The sequence below is a fragment of the Marinicella sediminis genome, assembly GCF_002000055.1.
Lineage (GTDB): Bacteria > Pseudomonadota > Gammaproteobacteria > Xanthomonadales > Marinicellaceae > Marinicella > Marinicella sediminis.
Window position 1 is genome coordinate 474,907 of the sequence record NZ_MVBD01000001.1, and the last position, 17,981, is coordinate 492,887.

The 17,981-nt window shown below is 49.2% G+C and carries 18 protein-coding genes; 7 read left to right on the forward strand and 11 right to left on the reverse strand.

Features of this window, described 5'->3' with window-relative positions; translation table 11 throughout:
- The first annotated feature begins 2 nt into the window (after window positions 1–2).
- Both B0475_RS02305 and B0475_RS02310 read left to right on the forward strand, forming a co-directional pair.
- Entirely contained in the window at window positions 3–1,808 is a 1,806-nt protein-coding gene (locus B0475_RS02305; protein WP_077409792.1) for a glycosyltransferase family 2 protein, read from the forward strand.
- Window positions 1,805–2,611 (forward strand): glycosyltransferase family 2 protein, encoded by an 807-nt coding sequence (locus B0475_RS02310; protein ID WP_077409793.1) that lies wholly within the window; start codon window positions 1,805–1,807, stop codon window positions 2,609–2,611. Before B0475_RS02305 ends, B0475_RS02310 begins: the two co-directional genes overlap by 4 nt.
- Here B0475_RS02310 and rsmI read toward each other — a convergent pair.
- Entirely contained in the window at window positions 2,586–3,449 is an 864-nt protein-coding gene (gene rsmI, locus B0475_RS02315; protein ID WP_198538073.1) for a 16S rRNA (cytidine(1402)-2'-O)-methyltransferase, read from the reverse strand. The genes B0475_RS02310 and rsmI overlap by 26 nt on opposite strands.
- Before the next feature lie 37 nt (window positions 3,450–3,486).
- Here rsmI and B0475_RS02320 point away from each other — a divergent pair, with 37 nt between their 5' ends.
- The 5 genes from B0475_RS02320 to B0475_RS02340 all read left to right on the forward strand — a co-directional run bounded on the left by B0475_RS02320 (window position 3,487) and on the right by B0475_RS02340 (window position 8,148).
- On the forward strand, window positions 3,487–5,253 hold the full coding sequence (locus tag B0475_RS02320; protein ID WP_077409795.1) for a penicillin-binding protein activator: 1,767 nt from the start codon (window positions 3,487–3,489) through the stop codon (window positions 5,251–5,253).
- Between the two features lie 5 nt (window positions 5,254–5,258).
- Window positions 5,259–5,612: a YraN family protein gene (locus B0475_RS02325; protein WP_232781824.1), complete on the forward strand. Its 354-nt coding sequence runs from the start codon at window positions 5,259–5,261 to the stop codon at window positions 5,610–5,612.
- Window positions 5,613–5,665: 53 nt separating this feature from the next.
- Window positions 5,666–6,238, forward strand: a complete 573-nt coding sequence (locus tag B0475_RS02330) for a BON domain-containing protein (protein ID WP_077409796.1) — start codon at window positions 5,666–5,668, stop codon at window positions 6,236–6,238.
- A complete protein-coding gene (locus B0475_RS02335) occupies window positions 6,235–6,675 on the forward strand; it encodes a nuclear transport factor 2 family protein (RefSeq protein WP_077409797.1) in 441 nt (146 codons plus the stop codon). The genes B0475_RS02330 and B0475_RS02335 overlap by 4 nt, the downstream gene beginning before the upstream one ends.
- Before the next feature lie 78 nt (window positions 6,676–6,753).
- A complete protein-coding gene (locus B0475_RS02340) occupies window positions 6,754–8,148 on the forward strand; it encodes a hypothetical protein (RefSeq protein WP_077409798.1) in 1,395 nt (464 codons plus the stop codon).
- An 82-nt stretch (window positions 8,149–8,230) separates the two neighbouring features.
- Here B0475_RS02340 and B0475_RS02345 read toward each other — a convergent pair whose 3' ends face one another.
- The 10 genes from B0475_RS02345 to B0475_RS02390 form a co-directional block, all read right to left on the reverse strand.
- Complete coding sequence (locus B0475_RS02345; RefSeq protein ID WP_198538074.1) at window positions 8,231–8,545, reverse strand: GIY-YIG nuclease family protein; 315 nt, start codon at window positions 8,543–8,545, stop codon at window positions 8,231–8,233.
- On the reverse strand, window positions 8,517–9,194 hold the full coding sequence (locus tag B0475_RS02350) for an electron transport complex subunit E (protein ID WP_077409800.1): 678 nt from the start codon (window positions 9,192–9,194) through the stop codon (window positions 8,517–8,519). Before B0475_RS02350 ends, B0475_RS02345 begins: the two co-directional genes overlap by 29 nt.
- Entirely contained in the window at window positions 9,187–9,834 is a 648-nt protein-coding gene (rsxG, locus tag B0475_RS02355; RefSeq protein ID WP_157892646.1) for an electron transport complex subunit RsxG, read from the reverse strand. Before rsxG ends, B0475_RS02350 begins: the two co-directional genes overlap by 8 nt.
- A complete protein-coding gene (locus B0475_RS02360; protein ID WP_077409802.1) occupies window positions 9,821–10,879 on the reverse strand; it encodes an RnfABCDGE type electron transport complex subunit D in 1,059 nt (352 codons plus the stop codon). The genes rsxG and B0475_RS02360 overlap by 14 nt, the downstream gene beginning before the upstream one ends.
- Complete coding sequence (rsxC, locus tag B0475_RS02365; protein WP_157892647.1) at window positions 10,872–12,404, reverse strand: electron transport complex subunit RsxC; 1,533 nt, start codon at window positions 12,402–12,404, stop codon at window positions 10,872–10,874. The genes B0475_RS02360 and rsxC overlap by 8 nt, the downstream gene beginning before the upstream one ends.
- A complete protein-coding gene (rsxB, locus tag B0475_RS02370; RefSeq protein WP_077409804.1) occupies window positions 12,398–12,982 on the reverse strand; it encodes an electron transport complex subunit RsxB in 585 nt (194 codons plus the stop codon). The genes rsxC and rsxB overlap by 7 nt, the downstream gene beginning before the upstream one ends.
- Window positions 12,982–13,560, reverse strand: a complete 579-nt coding sequence (gene rsxA / locus B0475_RS02375; RefSeq protein ID WP_077409805.1) for an electron transport complex subunit RsxA — start codon at window positions 13,558–13,560, stop codon at window positions 12,982–12,984. The genes rsxB and rsxA overlap by 1 nt, the downstream gene beginning before the upstream one ends.
- 12 nt (window positions 13,561–13,572) lie before the next feature.
- Window positions 13,573–15,615, reverse strand: a complete 2,043-nt coding sequence (gene metG / locus B0475_RS02380) for a methionine--tRNA ligase (RefSeq protein WP_077409806.1) — start codon at window positions 15,613–15,615, stop codon at window positions 13,573–13,575.
- 107 nt (window positions 15,616–15,722) lie between these two features.
- Window positions 15,723–15,959 carry a hypothetical protein gene (locus B0475_RS02385; protein WP_198538075.1) on the reverse strand — a complete coding sequence of 79 codons (237 nt, stop codon included), beginning with the start codon at window positions 15,957–15,959 and terminating at the stop codon, window positions 15,723–15,725.
- Window positions 15,960–16,000: 41 nt separating this feature from the next.
- Window positions 16,001–17,935, reverse strand: coding sequence for an alpha/beta hydrolase family protein (locus B0475_RS02390; protein WP_077409807.1), 1,935 nt, complete (start codon window positions 17,933–17,935; stop codon window positions 16,001–16,003).
- Window positions 17,936–17,981: the final 46 nt, after the last annotated feature.

A 17,981-nucleotide genomic window follows, 5' to 3' on the forward strand; every position in this document is an offset into this window, starting at 1 on the left:
TTATGGAATTTGAATTTAATTTTGGCGAACAAACAATACGTACCGGTCAACCCATGGATCCAACTTTGTATGCATCCGTGTCCGGGACTGTACAGCAGTTGTCTAAGGAAGAACTGGTTTTTCTGGAGCATCATTCAGGCACCAATCACATCATGACCTTGCAAGTGTTACAGGCAATGGGGCTGACGCAACAGTTTAAACCCATGCATGAACACATCAATGCCATAGAGCAAAACATACCTGCCCTTAAAGGCCAGGCGCAAGCCATTGAAAAAGTACTGGGTTTTTTAAAGAATAAATCTTTGATCATCAGTGAAGAACAATGGTTGGAGCGCATCAAAACCGGCCATCAGCGATCCCGTGATATTCCCACTGCCGGTGTGGTGATCAGGACTTGTCAGCGTCCTGATAACCTGCAGCGATTGTTGGAGTCCATGACCACCTACGTGAATCGCCATGACAACCAGGAAACCACTGTGTTGGTGTTTGATGATTCGCCGGATAATCCTTCGCAGGAAGCCAATCAAAAGGTCTGCCAGGCGGCTAAAATCAATGTCAAATACCATGGTGCGTCATGGCAATCGCAGTTCATTGCCATGCTCAACCAACAATTTCCAGATGATCAACAGGAAATCAATTGGTTGCTGGGTGAAAAAAATGGCTTCACCGGAGGACGGGTCTGGAATCTGGCATTATTGGCATTGGCCGGTAAGAAATTTGCTTTTTTTGATGACGATTACCTGATTCAGCCCAGAAAGGCTGAGCAATATTCTGAACAGCTCATCAACCTGGCTGAAGATGCCCCGCTGAATGTTGGTTTCGGATTGAACATCAGAGACATCAAAGCCAAGAGTGAAGATGTTGAAACTGATGTGCTGGAACAAATGATGAATGCCTGCGGTGATCATTTTGGTCACTGGTTGAGTAGCCATGATGAGATGCAACATCAATCCTTGTATGGCTGGCGTCTGATGGATCTGGAACGGTTAAACAATCGTTCACTGATCAAATCCACTGGTAACGGTACCTGGGGCAGCCCCCGTGCTGAGAGTAATTATTGGTTGTATTTGTTGACCGGTGAACAGCGGGAAGCCTTTTGGCAGGACAGGGAAACCTACCTCGATAACATTGAAGCATCACATTTATTGCATTATTCGCCAGAGTTCATGGCCATGTCCTGTTCTAATTTTGCTCCTTCTACCATTGATAACAGTACCTTGACGCCATTTGTGATGCCCATCAATAAAAATGAGGATCATTTCTTCAACTGCATGATGAAGGCCTGTTATCCTGATCAGGTGTCATTGCATTTTCCTTACATGATGGGCCACATCCAAACCAGTAAGCGTGATCGCAGCAGTTTCAATCACATCGCCCGCCGACCGAATTTCAATAATTTCGTTGCAGACTATGTGCTGTCAATTTTGAATAACATCCACTCGCTGGATGAAAACGTGCGTTATGAAAGCATCCGTGCGGCCATCAATGATTTACGTACTTCTACCGATAAGGACCTTGCAAATCGCTTAACTGAGTACATGACCAAGACCCGCTCAGACCTTGTATGTTCGTTGCAAAACATCCTTGATGAAGTGCCAGATGCGCCGATATACTGGCAAGCTGATGTGCGGGAAATTATTCAGGCCAATGGCAAAGCAGTGAAATCCAATCAGGCTCCGGTACTCACAGACTGGGATGAAAGCATGGATCATGAGGCGTGTCTGGCCAAAGCCCGGCATGACCTGAGAGAAGTGGTGGATGCCATGCAAGTTTGGCCTAAGCTGTGGGCTTTTTGCCAGGGTCAATGAGCCAACAGCCTGTCACAGATGTGGTGATCGTCAACCACAATTCAGGTCAGGCTTTACAACAGTGTCTGCAGGGTTTACTCAATGCGGGCTCGCCTGATGTACAGTTGATATTGGTTGATAATGCATCGAGTGATGACTCGCTTGACCGCTTGCCGTCATCAGCCAACATCCGACTCATCCGCAACAGCCAAAATGTGGGTTTTGCCAAAGCTTGCAACCAGGGACTGAATTCGGGACAAGCCGATTGTGTGGTGTTTCTTAACCCTGATTGCTTCACATCAGTAGCACAACTGGAGCAACTGCGCCAACAACTCTGGAAACACCCTGAAGCGGTGTTGATCGGCTGTCGTGTCTTGAATGAGGATGGCAGTATGCAAGCCGCATCACGCCGTCGTCTACCCACTTTCTGGCGCATCGTCTGGCAGTTGACTGGCTGCAGTCGATTTCGATTATTCAAAGGCATCAACATCCGTGATGATGGCCGGTTCAAGCAGACCATTGAGGTAGAGGCCATCAATGGAGCGCTGATGATGGGGCGGCGGGAAAAGCTTGAACAGCTGGGTGGGTTCGATGAGCAGTACCCTTTGCATTTTGAAGATCTCGACTTATTTGCCAGGGTGGCAAAAGCCAGCAAAACAATTTTGTATGACCCATCAGTTGAAGTCATTCATTTAAAAGGACATTCACGGCAGGACAGTGGGTTGATAAAACGCTGGAAACGTCAGGGTCTGAAGCGATTCATGCAATTACACCGACCGGCGTGGGAAGCCCGACTGGTCAACTGGCTGACAGGCTCAAAATAAATTCATACACTTTTTTCTTATTGACCTGATAATGCTCTGCCACAAGTTTGGCGGCTTTTCTGGGGGGGAGATGAGGTGTCAGTGCGACAGCCAGTGACTGAATCTGCTCATCCAGTTGTGCTGTGACCAAGGGCTTCTCTGCCTGAATAGCGAGCACAAATTCGCCTTTCAGTTGATTGGAATCGCTGTTCATTAAATCCAGTAACTGACCGGCTGTGCCACGAAAAATATGTTCAAATTTTTTGGTCAGTTCGCGACCCATTCCTACCACAGCATCAGCACCAAACACAGTCACAATCTGAGTCACTGAATTAAGGACGCGGTGAGAAGATTCATAAAATACATGAGTGGCAGTTAATGGCTTGAGGCTTTCATAAAATTTCTGGCGTTGAGCACTTTTGGCCGGAATGAAGCCATGAAATGTGAAAGGCTGGGTATTGAGTGCAACCACCGACAGAAATGCAGTCAATGCCGAAGGGCCCGGGATAGGGGAGACCGTGATGCCGGCTTCATGCGCCAGTTGTAACAAGGTAAATCCCGGATCACTGATCAACGGTGTACCGGCATCAGACACCAGTGCCACATGCTGACCTGACTGCAGAAAACCAATGAGCCTGGCTGATTCCTGGTGTTCATTGTGCTGATGCAGTGCAATGGTTCTGGCCTGTATGCCATATTCTTGAAACACGCGTTGTGAGTGACGCGTGTCCTCGCAGGCCACCCAGTCACAATCCCGTAACACGGTGACCGCACGGTGGGTGAGGTCGGCCAGATTGCCTATGGGTGTGGCGACCACGAACAGGGTGCCACTTGAAGAAGGAAGAGTTTGATTCATCATCAGGCATTTTAATGAATTCTGGGTTAAAATCCCATTCATGAATAAACATTTGATGCAATGGACCTATTTGGTGCTGATGGTTTTGGCTTTGGCTTCCTGCAGCAGCACGCAAGGACCGGGCACCCAGCCCACAGACAGTCGCGAAAAACGTCAGGGCCTGATGAGTTATGCACAACAGGATTTTTTTAATGCGGCCAATTTGTTGAGTCGTGCTAACGAGTTACATCCCCGGGATCCTGAGGTATTCAATGCCTTGCTCGATGCCTGGTATCAAATGGGTGAATATGTGCGGATCTGGCAATTGCTCAACCAGGACCCATGGCGTACGCCGCAAAGCAGTCTCATTGAAGCCGAATTAATGGTCATACAAAACCAATGCGATCAGGCAACTGTTGTCACCGCTTCAGTACAACCTGAGCTGCTGACCGCTGAATGGCAAATCCGGTATTGGGATATTCAAACCAGTTGTCATGCATCCAATAAGGCCTGGCTCGAAGCTGCTGTTGCGTTGATTAAAGTCAATCAGTTGGTCACTGATCCGGCCACCAGACAATTGAATGACGACCAGATTGTTCGTTATCTGATTCAGGTGCCACAGGAACAGCTGATCATGATGATCGGAGCATCAGAAGATGAATTGATTGAGGGCTGGATCGAAGCGGCTTACATTAATTTTGGCGCCGATGGAACCTCAGGAGCCGGGTGGTTAAACCAATGGCAAGGTCACCCGGCCAGTTATTATTTCCTTGATTTCAATCGGGTCAATAATCAACAGAAAGTGGCGGTGCTGTTGCCGCTTTCCGGGCGTTTTGAAGAAGTGGCGCAGGCCATTCAAGAGGGCATGCTGGCTGCTGTTTTGAGCGATGCCGGTAATCAAAATGAATTGTTGTTTTTTGACACCGGTAGTCAGGGGGAAAACCTGGCCAATGCCTGGTTTTCTGCACAAGAGCAACAAGTGGACCTGATCATTGGTCCAGTGGACAAAAATTCCATTGAGCAGGCGGTTCAGCTACCGGAAGCCACCACCCCTGTGGTGTTGTTGAATCAGGCTGATTCAAATTATTTTCAATTTACCTTGTCACCGGAGACTGAGGCTGAAGAAGTCGCGGAGCAGATGATTGCTGATGGACACAAAAACGTGATCATCATGGCGCCTAACGATGCTTGGGGTGAGCGGATGACCAAAGCATTTGCCCAGCGCTTCGTTGATTTGGGTGGGCAGATTACGTACAACAGTTATTTTCAGCCGGCACAAAATGATTATTCTGCACAGCTCAGACAGGTGCTGGGTCTGGTTGAAAGTCAGCTTCGTGCCAGAAACCTGCAACAATTTCTGAAGCTCAACCTCAATGCCGAAGAGGTGGTGAGAGCCGACGTTGATGCCATATTCCTGGCAGCCAGGCCGGCTTTTGCCCGACTGATGATTCCGCAATTAAAGTTCCACCGGGCAGCAGACATACCGGTTTACGCCACTTCCCATGTTTTTGACGGGCTCAATAATGAGCAACACAACAAAGATCTGGAAGGTGTCATCTTTGCCATCAGTCCAATTGAAATTGAAGCTCCCTATTTATTTGAAATATTGTCTTTTGATCTGAATAAAATCAACAGCGATAAAAAATTGTTTGCCTTCGGTTTTGATGCTTATCAATTGATCGCCAGGCTGGAATGGATGAGCCGGGTTAACACCGGTATGATTGAAGGCCTCACCGGAGACATCCGGCTTGGCCTGACAAAAACCTTCAGGAGGTCACTGCTGTGGGCAGTATACCGAAATGGCTTGGTCAGATCATTGCAGGATTAACCATTGTGCCGGACAGTAAGGGGCACCAGGCTGAACAATTGGCTGCCAGGTACCTGCAAGATCATGGGTTGTCCCTGGAGGCCAGTAATTACCGCACTCCATTGGGTGAAATTGACTTGATTTGCAAAGACCAGGATCAGCTGGTGTTTGTTGAGGTGAGGTACAAAGCGAATCAGGCCTGGGCCAGCCCGGCTGAATCCGTGACCCGCAGCAAGCAGTTGAAGCTGATCAAAGCGGCCAGGCAGTATTTGCAACAACATGATCCGGCCGGGCATTTATCCTGCCGTTTTGATGTGGTGGCCATGACTGGTGACATCAAAGCCCCAGTCATTGACTGGTTGCCGAATGCTTTTTATTGAATGAATGGCCGTGACTATGGTCTACACAACACACACAATTACCAGAGGAACTCATGAAAAACATTTTATTACTCATCCTGATCACTGCCACGCTGTCTGCTTGTGCTCCTGTGTTGATTGGCAGTGCGATTGTCACTGGGGTGAACATCGCTCATGACAGGCGTTCAGCTGGACAGGTGCTGGATGACAAAATCATCACCGCCAGTGTCAAGAATGAAATCAGAAAATCTCTGGAAGATGACAGCAGGATCAAGGTCGAGTCATACAATGGCGTGGTATTACTGGCCGGTGAGGTGAAAACCACCGATGATCGCATCCATGCCGAAGATGCGGCCGCCATCAAAGATGGCGTGGTCAAAGTGGTAAATGAACTCAAACTGGTTGATGAAATTTCCAAACTGGGACGGCGCAGCAAAGACAGTTACCTTGGCTCCAAGGCAAAAGCTTCGCTGCTGAAAATTGATTTGGCAGGGTTTGACCCCACCCGGGTACACATCACCACAGCCAACCGAGAAGTTTATCTGATGGGTCTGGTCAGTCGAAATGAGGCCGATGCTGTGGTAGAGCGCATCAGGCATTTGCGAGGCGTAGAGCGGGTGGTTAAAATTTTTGAGTACACCGATTGAAAATCCTGGTTGGGGCGATTTTACTGGCGGTATTGACGGCCTGTCAGCATCGTCAGCTGGTACCTGAATCGGCAGATAATGCGGCTGTGCGCTTTGTACAGGCCTTCAATGATCAGGATGTAGAAGCCATGCTGCGTGCGGTTCATGAGGATGTGCGATATATGTTTGTAGAGGCCGATCAGATTCATGTTGAAACCAAAAACAAACAAGCCCTGGCAGCGTACCTGCCAACTTTTTTTCAGCAAACACCTGCCACACAGTCATCGATCCTCTATTCACAGCAACAGGGTTACCATATCAGTCAGGTTGAACGTGCCACCTGGCGTGATCAGCAAGGACAGCTGCGCACCCAGTGCAGTTGGTCTGTGTATCAATTACAGGATGGACTGATCATAAACATTTGGTATCACAGTTCATTTGTTTGTTCAGCCGATTGAATAAAATTCTTTGAATCATTGCGATGCCCTGATGTCTGAACACTGGCGTTCGGGGGATCAACCCACACAATCTGGCCCATGAAAAAGATCACAGTACTGGTTGGCTTATTGGTTTGGCAGACATCCTTACAAGCCCAATCATCCAACATCACCATTGACCTGAATGAGGGACTCAGGCAACTCGAAGTTCGTCATTGTTTTGTTCGGGCACCAGCAGCCTTGCAGGTGCAATATACCCTGCGACGGCACATCAGATTCATTACCTGGGAAGACCACGATGATACCAGGAACCTGGCTGTTTCTGGAAACAGCCTGCGATTGCCTGAAGGACATTCAGGTTGCCTTGCCTATGTCGTTGACCATGTTGAACGGAATGTAAGGGGTCATCAGAAAGCCATCAACAAGCAACATCCCGAAACCCGGATATTGGATATTGACCGTCTGTTGCTGAGAACCATTGAAGTTCCCGGCCAAATGCCCATCATTGAAATCAGGCACCCATCTGCTGTGAAGCTCTCAGCGCCTTGGCAATTATTGCAAAGATCTGCCTTAAATACCCGCTACCGGATGAAACCCACGCCGACTTACTCGCGAGGTTTTTTGGCCATTGGCAAATTGAGTTTGCGAACTGTTTATCTGGGCTCCTCGAGGTTAAGACTGGCGGTGATGTCCACCAATCCAATGGCCCCTGAGCGACTTGAGCAATGGGTTAGAACCATGGCAGGAACGGTGGCCCTGACTGGTGGCTCATTTCCTTTGCCGGACATTCAGGTGTTGATCATAGACATGCCAGGGTCATCGGAACCGGTTCCCTGGGGACAGGTTAACCGGGCCGGAGGTCAGGGTGTACTGTTTGTGGTCAACACTGAATTTGGTGATGATCAATTGTATGCAGACTGGACCGCGGCGCATGAATTCAGCCACTTATTGACGCCGTACACGCCCAATGATCGCTGGTTGTCTGAAGGTTTTGCCAGTTACCACCAAAACATCACCCGCCTGAGATCTGGTTTGCTTGATGAGCGTACTGCCTGGAAAAAATTATTGGCAGGGTTCAGGCGGGGGCAAAAGGCAGCGGAAAAAACCGATGCCAGCGTGCTGAAACACGCCGGTCGCAGACACAGCATGCAAATGTATTGGGGTGGTGCGGTGATTGCCCTGAAGGCAGAAGTGGCGCTGCAACAGGCCACCGGTGGTCGGATGAATCTAACCCTGGCTTTGCGCGGTTTGCAGGAGTGTTGTTTGAACACCGGTCAATCCTGGTCAGCTGCTGCCATGTTCACTGAACTGGACCGCATCAGCGGTACCCAGGTGTTCAGCACTTTGTATGAAGAAGAAGTCAAACGACAGCGGTTTCCGGAGTTCACTTCTTTATTGGAACAATTGGGCGTGGTGCAAACCCGCTGGGGCTCGTTACGCTTCGAAGAACAGGCACCATTGGCACACATCAGAAAACGCATTGCCAGTGGCTGATTTACCGTCCCCCCCCAGTGGCAATTTTTGGCAATTATGATGTTGTTTAGGACAATGAACAGGCCGCTTCCAAACGGTCTGTTCATTGTTCCAGCCAGTTGCACAATGTTTCACAGTCGGGTTGTTGTTTGATGATCTGGTGCTTGGTTTTGGCTGGCAATTTTTTGATGAGGTATTCAATTTTAGAAGCAGCTGACCGGTCACCTGCAATGGTGTGATATACCAGTTCAATGTTTTTGAACCGACGGGTGAATTTGGCGCCCAATGGAGCGCCCTGCTGGTGTTGGCTTAATCTCAGCTGAGGATCTTTGGCGATGCCGGTGTAGATCACCTTGCGGTCACACAGTAACAAATACACCGACCAGCTTTCAGGTATTGGGTGCTCTGGTATTTTCATGTTGTTGCTGTGGTTTTTGTTCATTGGCCAAATGCAAATCCCTTTTGTTTTTGGCAGCGACCAACAGGGCCAGCGCGAAAAACGCACCTGGCGGTAAGACCGCCACCAAAAATCCTGCGTAGTCAGGAATAACGGTCAATTCCAGGTGGTGTCCCCATTCACCGAACAACAAGTGAGCCTGGCTGAACAAAGTGCCTTGACCCAATAGTTCACGCATGATTCCTATGGCCATCATCACCAGGGCAAATCCCAGCCCAACAAAGCATCCATCTTTGGCAGAAATCCACCAGTTGTTTTTTGAGGCAAAAGCTTCAGCCCGTGCCATGATCAGACAATTGGTGACGATCAATGGAATAAAAATACCCAGCGTGAGGTACAGTTCGTGGAAATAAGCATTCATGGTCATCTCCAGGGTGGTGACCACACTGGCGATCAGCAGCACGAACAGAGGTATGCGGATTTCTTTGCGGGTGATGGGCCTGATCAGTGACACCAATACATTGGTGATGACCACCACACTGATGGTTGCCAAGCCCATGCCCATGGCATTGATGGCGGTGTTTGATACTGCCAGCAGCGGGCATAAACCCAGCATTTGTACCAGGGCTGCGTTGTTGTCCAGTAACCGACTTCTGATGAATTCACTCATTGTTCTGAGCTCCGGTGGGTATTGGTTCAGTGGCGATGTGTTGATGATACAACAAGACCCTTTTGATGGCAGCCACCACAGCTCTGGGAGTGATGGTGGCTGCGGTGATCTGATCAAAAGCGCCCTGGTCCTTTTTCACAGCCCATTGTTGAGGCAACGGATCATCCAACGAGGTTTCAGGGAATTGTTCAAGCCAGTCACTTTTGCGTCTTTCAATCAAGTCACCCAACCCGGGTGTTTCTTTGTGACTGATGATTTCCACGGCTGTGATCTGACCGTCAGCACGTACCCCAACCAACAGTTCGATGTCACCTGAATAACCATTGCGGGCCACCACCGGGATGGCCCTGGCTGTCACTTTACCAGCGATTGTGCCGATGTACATCAATTTGGCTTGCCGATGGCCGAGCAGATCGGGTTCATTGATGGCAACGGCATCAGTTAATAAATCATTGTCATGCCATTCAGCCGGGATCAGGCGTTGAAGCGAGGCCAGTTTTTTGGCTTGTTGCTGTGCTGCAATCTGTGGTGCTGTCAGTTCGTTGCCGATCATCAATAGTCCACTGGTCAGCAAAGTCATTCCCGCCAGAATCACCGGTAATAACCAGGGTGCTGTTTTTTTGCTGTCAGTCAGTGGCATTTGTATTCCCCTTCTTGCCATAAGGATCCGGGATGGTGATGCGGTCTATCAACGGTGCTGCCATGTTCATCAGCAAAATGGCAAAGGCCACGCCATCGGGATAGCTGCCAAAATTCCTGATCAGTACCGTGAGGATGGCTACCCCAGCACCAAAAATGATTTTTCCTTTGAACGATGAACAACCGGAAGTTGGATCGGTGGCGATGAAAAAAGCGGCCAGCATGATCCCGCCGGAAAAGACGTGCTGCTGAGGAGACATGAACAGGTCGTTATTAAACAGGTAAAAGGGCGTCGCAGCAGCGATGGTGGTCATCAAAACTGCTGCCGGTACATGCCAGGTGATGATGCGTTTATACAGCAGTATGGCTCCACCAATGAACAACCAATTGGCAATCCATTCCCAGCCCAATCCACCCATTTCTCCAAATACCGGTAAGCTGACAATCTCACTCAGACTGTAGTTTTGTTGCAATCCGGTCTGAATGGCTGTCAGTGGTGTGGCTGCAGTGACTGCGTCAACCGCATCCTGAGGGTGTCCGGCGAATATCCAGCTGAACAGTTCAGTCAGTGAGAAATGAATGCTGTGTTCCGCCATCAGTCCACCAGGTGGCAACCACAATGACATGGATTGTGGGAAAGCAATGAGGATCACCGCAAATCCCACCATGGCCGGATTGAATATGTTGTTGCCCAATCCTCCATACAGGTGCTTGGCCACCACGATGGCAAAAAACATTCCGACTACGGACACATACCAGGGCGCTACCGGAGAAATACACAGCACAAAGAGCCAGGCAGTTACCACAGCACTGAGATCAGTTATGAATAACCTGACCGGTTGCTTGCGCCATCCCAGACACCACCACTCAAAAACCAGTGCGCTGACCACTGCGATGCACCAATGAACCAGTATGCCAAAACCAAAATAATAAACATGAGCCAGCGTGGCTGGGAGCAGGGTAAGACAAACCCACAACATGACCTGTTGAACACTGATCCTTGATGGGATGTGTGGCGCGCTGCTGGTATTCAAAGCATCAGTCATCGGTTTTGTCTGCAGTTTGTTGTTTAATCCTGGCCAGCACCGCTGAGATTTCTTGTTGAGCGGTTTTTTTGTCAGTCAGTCTGGCGGTTTTTTGACGCCTTTTGGCTTGTCTTTCGGCTTTGATGCGAGCTATTCTGGCATCCCTTTCTTCGTGTCTGGCTTTGGCATGTTGCGCTTTGGCACGCTTGATATCCAGATAGGTCAATTCCGATTTGGCGTATCGGTAAAAGTCCACCAGTCGGATGTGACTTGGACAGACCCATGAGCAGGCACCACACTCGATACAGTCAAACACGTGATGTTCTCTGGCCTTTTCAAGATCATTGTTTTGGTCATTGCCATTGATGTACCACAGCAGTTGTTGAGGCAATAATTCCTGGGGACAGACTTTAACGCAGTCACCACAACGGATGCATGGCATGGCAGGAATTTCAGGTTTGGTGGCAGTGGCTGGTAAAGCCAGCAGGCAGTTGGTGGTTTTTTCCACCCCTATCTGATCATGGGGCATGGCATAGCCCATCATGGGGCCGCCAACCACCAGTTTATCGATGTCATCTCGACAACCTGCCAGTTTCAGTAAATGGCTGAATGGGGTGCCGATCAGAGCCGTGTAATTTCCCGGTTTGCTGACCGAGTCTCCGGTCACAGTTACCACCCTTTCCAGCAAAGGTCGTCTATGTTCAATGGCATCACACACCGCTTTAGCAGTTGCCACATTTTGCATGATGATGCCCAATGACAGGGGCGTCTGACCACTGGGGACTTCTTTCCCAGTCAGGACTTTAATCAATTGTTTTTCTCCACCTGTGGGGTAAATGGTGGGAACCCTGGTTACTCCGATGTTGCTGATGCCGAGTGCATTGATGTGTTGGTCAAGCTGAGATTTAACCCCGCCGATGTTATCCTCGATGGCGATGATGCCGTGATCAGCTTCGGCGGCTTTCATCAACCATTGAGTACCGCGAATAATTGCTTCTGGCTCGTCGAGCATCAGGCGTTCGTCGCAGGAGATGTAAGGTTCACATTCTGCCCCGTTGATGATCAATGTGGTGGCTTGTGTCAGGCTTTGGTGGTCGTATTTAATGTGGGTTGGGAATCCTGCTCCTCCCAGACCGATGATACCGGCTTCCCGGATGGTATTGATGATGTCGTGACGGGATTGCGGTGAATCAGCATTGTCCTTGCTGAGCCACTGATCATTGCCATCTGTTTGAATGATGATGCAGTTGGTTGGACTGGCATCAGGGCCTGCGGTTGGATGAGTCCTGATGTCTTTGATGGTGCCTGATGTGGGCGCATGAAAGACCGCGCCATAAGGGTGGGCCGGATAGGCGATGACCTGACCTTTGAAGACCTGTTCGCCAGTTTTTACCACTGGCTCAGCGCTGTGCCCCTTATTGGACCGCAGGGCTATGATCAGTTCGTCAGGTATCCCTGCGTTCTGCAAGGGTTGTTCGCAAGAGTTTTGTTTGTGGTGGCGCAACACCAGTCCGCCGTGAAAATGTGCCAGGGGTTCAATCACCATGAGCTGGCCTCCTCTATGGTGTGCAGCAAAGCCGGTTTGGTCTGGCGGTGTAATTGTGCCGGTATTGGGGCAGGTATTTGAATGATACAATCCACCGGACATGCAGGAATGCACAGGTCGCATCCGGTGCATTCATCAAGGATCACGGTGTGCATCTGTTTGGCGGCACCAACAATGGCATCCACAGGACAAACCTGAATGCACTTGGTACAACCGATGCAGTCGGCTTCCACAATCTCCACCACCTGATCTGCAGCTTCCTGTCCATTTTCGGGGTTCAGTTCCAGCACTTCCATATCCAGCAGTTCAGCCAGTTTTTTGATGCCTTCCTGACCACCAGGGGGACATTGGTTGATTGGTGCATCGCCGTTGGCAATGGCCTCTGCATAGGGCTTGCAACCGGGGTAGTTGCACTGACCACATTGGGTCTGTGGCAAGATGTTGTTGATTTGTTCAACGATGGGGTTGCCTTCTACTTTGAATTTTTTTGAAACCCAGACAATCAGAAATCCAAAAACCACCGCCAGGCTAACCATACCAGCAAGCGCCCAGAATGTATGTGGCAGTTCAGGTATCATCAGCTGGCCATCCCTGCGAAGCCCATGAAGGCCAGGGCCATGATACCGGCAGTCATCAGGGCGATGGGTAACCCCCGAAAGGCCGCTGGTACCTGAGCCATTTCCAGACGTTCCCTGATGGCCGAAAACAAAACCAGCACCAGGCCAAATCCAAAGGCGGCACCGAATCCAAACACCGCCGATTCAACCAGACTGTTTTGTTGCTGAACGTTGAGTAAGGCCACGCCAAGCACCGCACAATTGGTGGTGATTAACGGTAAAAACAAACCCAGAACCTGATACAGCAGGGGGGATGACTTGTGCAAAATCATTTCGGTGATCTGTACCGTGACAGCGATCACCAGAATAAAGCTCAGGGTTTTCAGGTACTCCAGTTCCAGTGGCACCAACAGGTATGCATTGACCAGATAGCTGACAATGGATGACAGCGTCAGCACAAAGGCGGTGGCAAAACTCATGCCCATGGCTGATTTGTACTGTGTGGATACCCCCATAAACGGACACAGCCCCAGAAAACGCACCAACACAAAGTTGTTAACGAAAGCCGCGCTGATGAAAATGAGGAACCAATCGCCCATATTGTCTGCCGGTTATTTCACCCTCATGCCTGGTTGAGCACCTGCGTGCGGCTCGAGAATGAAAATGTCTTCTCCTCCCGGCCCGGCTGCCAGAACCATGCCTTCAGACAAGCCGAAACGCATTTTCCTTGGTGCCAGATTGGCCACCATGATGGTGTGTTTGCCGATCAGGTCTTCGGGCTGGTAGGCGGCTTTGATGCCAGCAAAAACATTGCGCTGCTCGCCTCCCAGGTCAAGGGTCAGTTGCAGCAATTTATCCGCACCATCCACATGCTGTGCATCAGCGATCAGCGCCACCCGCAGATCCACCTGGGCAAAGGCATTGAAATCAATTTCCTTGCTGATGGGGTCAGCTTCGAGTTGGCCATTGGACTGGCTCAACGGTTGGCTGGCTTCCAGGTCCTGTTTGCTTTGTTCGATGATGCGCTCCAGGGTTTCTTCCTCAATTCGGCTGATCAGAGGCTTGAATTGATTGATACCATGGTTGTGCAGAGGTTGATCTATGCCAAACCAGTCATCCAATTCGGTGTTCAGAAAATCAGCGGCTTTGCGCGCGGTGAATGGAATCACTGGTGCCAGCCAGGTCATCAGCACCCGAAACAGGTTGATGCCAGTTGAACACACCTGGTGGACTTCTTCCAGCTTGTCTTCTTTTTTGACAGCGACCCAGGGAGCCATGTCTGCAATGTATTGATTGGCTTTATCAGCAAGTGCCATGATTTGACGGATTGCGGCGTTGTATTTGCGTGCCTGGAATAAGCCGGCAATGTCATCAGACTGACTGATAAATTCATCATACAATCCCGGGTTATGCAATTGAGCGGACAAGGTGGAGTTGAACTTCTTTTTAATGAAGCCAGCACAGCGCGAAGCGATGTTGACCACTTTGCCCACCAGATCTGCATTCACCCGTTGTCTGAAATCATCCATGTTAAGGTCAATGTCTACCAGGCCATCAGATAATTTGGCGGCAAAATAATAGCGCAAATAGTCCGGATTCAGGTGCTCAAGGTATGTAGCGGCTTTGATGAACGTACCTCTTGATTTACTCATTTTGGTGCCGTTGACAGTCAGGAAGCCGTGTACGTAGACCGCATTGGGTAATTTCATTCCGGCGCCGTGCAGCATGGCCGGCCAGAACAGTGAATGAAAATAGAGGATGTCTTTGCCAATGAAGTGATACATTTCATGGTCACTTTGTGGGTCTACCCAAGGTGCAAAGTCCTCGCCTCGTTGATCACAGACATGCTTCAGGCAGGCCAGGTAACCCACCGGGGCATCCATCCAGACATAGAAATATTTGTTGTCCTCTTCAGGAATCTGAAAGCCGAAATAAGGTGCGTCACGGGAAATGTCCCATGATTGAAGTCCGGCTTCGAACCATTCGGCCAGCTTGTTGGTGACTTCTTCCTGCAGGGAGCCGGAAGCCCCCCATTCCTTGAGCATGGTCTCAAAGTTTTTCAGATTGACAAACAAATGCTTGGATTCTTTCATCACCGGCGTTGCACCACTGACCACTGATTTGGGGTTGATGATATCGGTGGTGTCATAGGTTGAGCCACAATCTTCGCAGCCATCACTGTATTGGTCCTCAGCACCACATTTCGGACAGGTTCCTTTGACAAAACGGTCTGGCAAGAACATGTTCTTTTCCGGGTCATAGTATTGTTCCACGACTTTGGATTCAATGTGTCCGGCGGCTTTGAGTTTCAGGTAAATCTCAGAGACCAATTCTTCATTTTCAGGGGAATGGGTGGAATGATAATGATCATAAGAAACCCCAAAAGCCTGCAAGTCACGCCAGTGTTCCTCACGAATACCATCGACCAGGGCTTCGGGAGTCATGCCTTGTTTTTCGGCATTGAGCATGATCGGAGTGCCATGGGCATCGTCGGCACACAGGTATTTGACTTCGTGACCCAACGAACGCATCAGGCGTGCCCAGATGTCTGATTGACTGTGTTCGACAAAGTGGCCTAAATGCAGTGAGCCACTGGCATAGGGCAGGGCCGAAGTGATGAGTATTTTTCTGACGTTTTGCTCGTTCTTTTCCATGGAATGACGCAGGATTTGGTTAAACGTCCTATTATCTCATGGGACCAACGCCACGTCTATGTTTGTCAGGGGCAACAGCCCATAGATTGAAGAGGGTTCGGGAAGGGTCAGCTGGTCAGAAACAGATGGGCTCCATAGCCACTGGCTATGCCCAGTAATAACCAGAAAAAAATCCTGAGTTCAGCCCACCAGTCGCGTTCCCATTCGCCCCGGAAAATGGATATGATTTCTGGCGTGAACCAAAAGCGCACACATTCGGTGAAATCATCCAGGTTCTGAAAAAAGAAGCCAAAGCTGTATCGCAACACCACCAGGGTGGCCATCAATGATAAAAAAACCTCCATCAGGAAAAAAGCCCTGTTGAGGTCAACAGGGCTTGGCTGGATCAGCTGCCGATGTGTTGTTCCAGGAAACTGAGCATTTTTTCATACAGCTCAATGCGGTACGGAATTTTTTGGAAGCCATGGCCGTCTTTCTTGTACATGGTTTCATACTTGATGCCTTTTTCTTTGAGTTTTTCTTCCAGTAAATAGGCGTTACCAATTGGTACCCGAACGTCCTCTGAACCGTGAACAATCAGCAGTGGCGCTTTGAGTTTGTCCAGGTGGTAGACCGGTGATCGTTCTTTCACCCGGGCTTCATCCGTTGAGCCAATCATGCGGGCCAAAAACCATTCTCTTGCTTTCTTGTTCTGTTTGAAAGAATCGGCTTTTTTCCATTGATATTCCAGCTCATAAGGACCGGCATCGGGAATAGAGCACTTGTACAGATCAGGTTCTTTGACCACGGCCTGCATAGAGGCATAACCACCATAACTCACCCCGTGAATACAAATACGGTCTTTGTCGGCATAGCCTTTTTCTATGGCCCACAGGGTGGCATCGGTGATGTCGTCCTGCATTTTGGCACCCCATTCATGGTAACCGGCATCCTGGAAACCGGATCCATAACCACCAGAACCTCTGAAGTTAAGTTGCAACACCAAATAACCACGGTTGGCTAATAACTGGGGACGTTCACGCCAGGCCCAAAAGTCTCTTGGTCCGTAAGGGCCGCCATGTGGATAAACCACCATGGGTAGATTCTTCAGCTCTTTTCCAGGTGGTAGGGTCAACTGACCATACATTTCAAGCCCATCTCTGGCGGCCATTTTGAATGGTTCAATTTTGGCCATTTCACTGGGTTTGATGTGAGGCATGGAACTGGCCAGGTAATTGACTTTGGTGTTTTTGCGGTCAAAGATATAGAAATCGCCTGGATTCTGGTCACTGCGTACACGTAATGTGGTCAGTTCTTTGTTCTTTGTATAACGGCCGATCGACAGGTCTGAGTTGGGGAATGTGGCGCGCAATGATTTATGAAAGGCCACTTCTTTTTGTAGTGACTCATCTTCCAGGTAGTAATAATCTGGATAACCAGCTTCATAAGAGACCCCAATCAAGTCATTATCGGCACTGTAAACTCCACCGAGTACATCGGCATCTTCATGGCGAAAAACAAGTTCAATTTTGTTGTTGTTGAAGTCATAGGAGAACAGACCATGGGCACCCATGTCTTCGAGGTCAAAATCAGAAATAAAATAAAATTTGCTGTTGTCTTTATTGAACCCAAGGTCCTGAATCACTGGCCGGACGCCACGTTTATTGTCAAAAGGAACCTGCTTCCATTCACCACCTGATTTTTTGGCGTGAAAATAAATTTGATCGTCATCAAAGTTATCTTCGTCGACAGGATCAAATTCCACGGCGACCCTTGGTTCATCATTGTGGTCGACAACAATGTCCACGATTCGTGAGTCATTGGTACCAACGGTCGATGGTTCATCGGCCAGGTAATTGGTTTTCAGGTTTTTTACATTCATTTTATGAACTTTGACCCCGTCCCGTTGGTTTTTTAAAATCAGTACATAATCATCGTCATCTTCCATCAATGACACAATACGTGAGTATTGGATGGGAATGCCCTCCCGTTTTTTACCGTCAAGGTTAGCAAAATAGGCACGGTATTCTTTGGGCGCGCCGTCCAGCCAGCCGGTGATGTTGCCACCGACAAAATACAGCCGTTTGTTGGTGATCCACTGAAATTGGATGATTTCGCGATTGGCGCCCACATCAAATGAGTAAATGCCTTTCTTGGTTTTCAGGTTCATGGTGCCCAGTTTGACCCGGTCACCTTCTTCATAGGTGTAAGCAATGTGTTTGCCATCGGGTGAAATCTGAACGCTTTTAAATTGTGATTTTTGGGCGAAATCTTCCAAAGGGATGGTTCGGCCAAAAGCTGTGGTCGCCAATAAGAGCGTCAGCAGGAGTGTGGTTTTCATGTCAATTCCTAATTTGTGAGTATAAAAAATTTCAGTGTCAGCGGTA

Coding starts and splice junctions, on each gene's coding strand:
- B0475_RS02305 (WP_077409792.1), top strand. CDS start 3: ATGGAATTTGAATTTAATTTTGGCGAACAAACAATACGTACCGGTCAA.
- B0475_RS02310 (WP_077409793.1), top strand. CDS start 1,805: ATGAGCCAACAGCCTGTCACAGATGTGGTGATCGTCAACCACAATTCA.
- rsmI (WP_198538073.1), bottom strand. CDS start 3,449: ATGATGAATCAAACTCTTCCTTCTTCAAGTGGCACCCTGTTCGTGGTC.
- B0475_RS02320 (WP_077409795.1), top strand. CDS start 3,487: ATGAATAAACATTTGATGCAATGGACCTATTTGGTGCTGATGGTTTTG.
- B0475_RS02330 (WP_077409796.1), top strand. CDS start 5,666: ATGAAAAACATTTTATTACTCATCCTGATCACTGCCACGCTGTCTGCT.
- B0475_RS02340 (WP_077409798.1), top strand. CDS start 6,754: ATGAAAAAGATCACAGTACTGGTTGGCTTATTGGTTTGGCAGACATCC.
- B0475_RS02345 (WP_198538074.1), bottom strand. CDS start 8,545: ATGAAAATACCAGAGCACCCAATACCTGAAAGCTGGTCGGTGTATTTG.
- B0475_RS02350 (WP_077409800.1), bottom strand. CDS start 9,194: ATGAGTGAATTCATCAGAAGTCGGTTACTGGACAACAACGCAGCCCTG.
- rsxG (WP_157892646.1), bottom strand. CDS start 9,834: ATGCCACTGACTGACAGCAAAAAAACAGCACCCTGGTTATTACCGGTG.
- B0475_RS02360 (WP_077409802.1), bottom strand. CDS start 10,879: ATGACTGATGCTTTGAATACCAGCAGCGCGCCACACATCCCATCAAGG.
- rsxC (WP_157892647.1), bottom strand. CDS start 12,404: ATGGTGATTGAACCCCTGGCACATTTTCACGGCGGACTGGTGTTGCGC.
- rsxB (WP_077409804.1), bottom strand. CDS start 12,982: ATGATACCTGAACTGCCACATACATTCTGGGCGCTTGCTGGTATGGTT.
- rsxA (WP_077409805.1), bottom strand. CDS start 13,560: ATGGGCGATTGGTTCCTCATTTTCATCAGCGCGGCTTTCGTTAACAAC.
- metG (WP_077409806.1), bottom strand. CDS start 15,615: ATGGAAAAGAACGAGCAAAACGTCAGAAAAATACTCATCACTTCGGCC.
- B0475_RS02385 (WP_198538075.1), bottom strand. CDS start 15,959: ATGGAGGTTTTTTTATCATTGATGGCCACCCTGGTGGTGTTGCGATAC.
- B0475_RS02390 (WP_077409807.1), bottom strand. CDS start 17,935: ATGAAAACCACACTCCTGCTGACGCTCTTATTGGCGACCACAGCTTTT.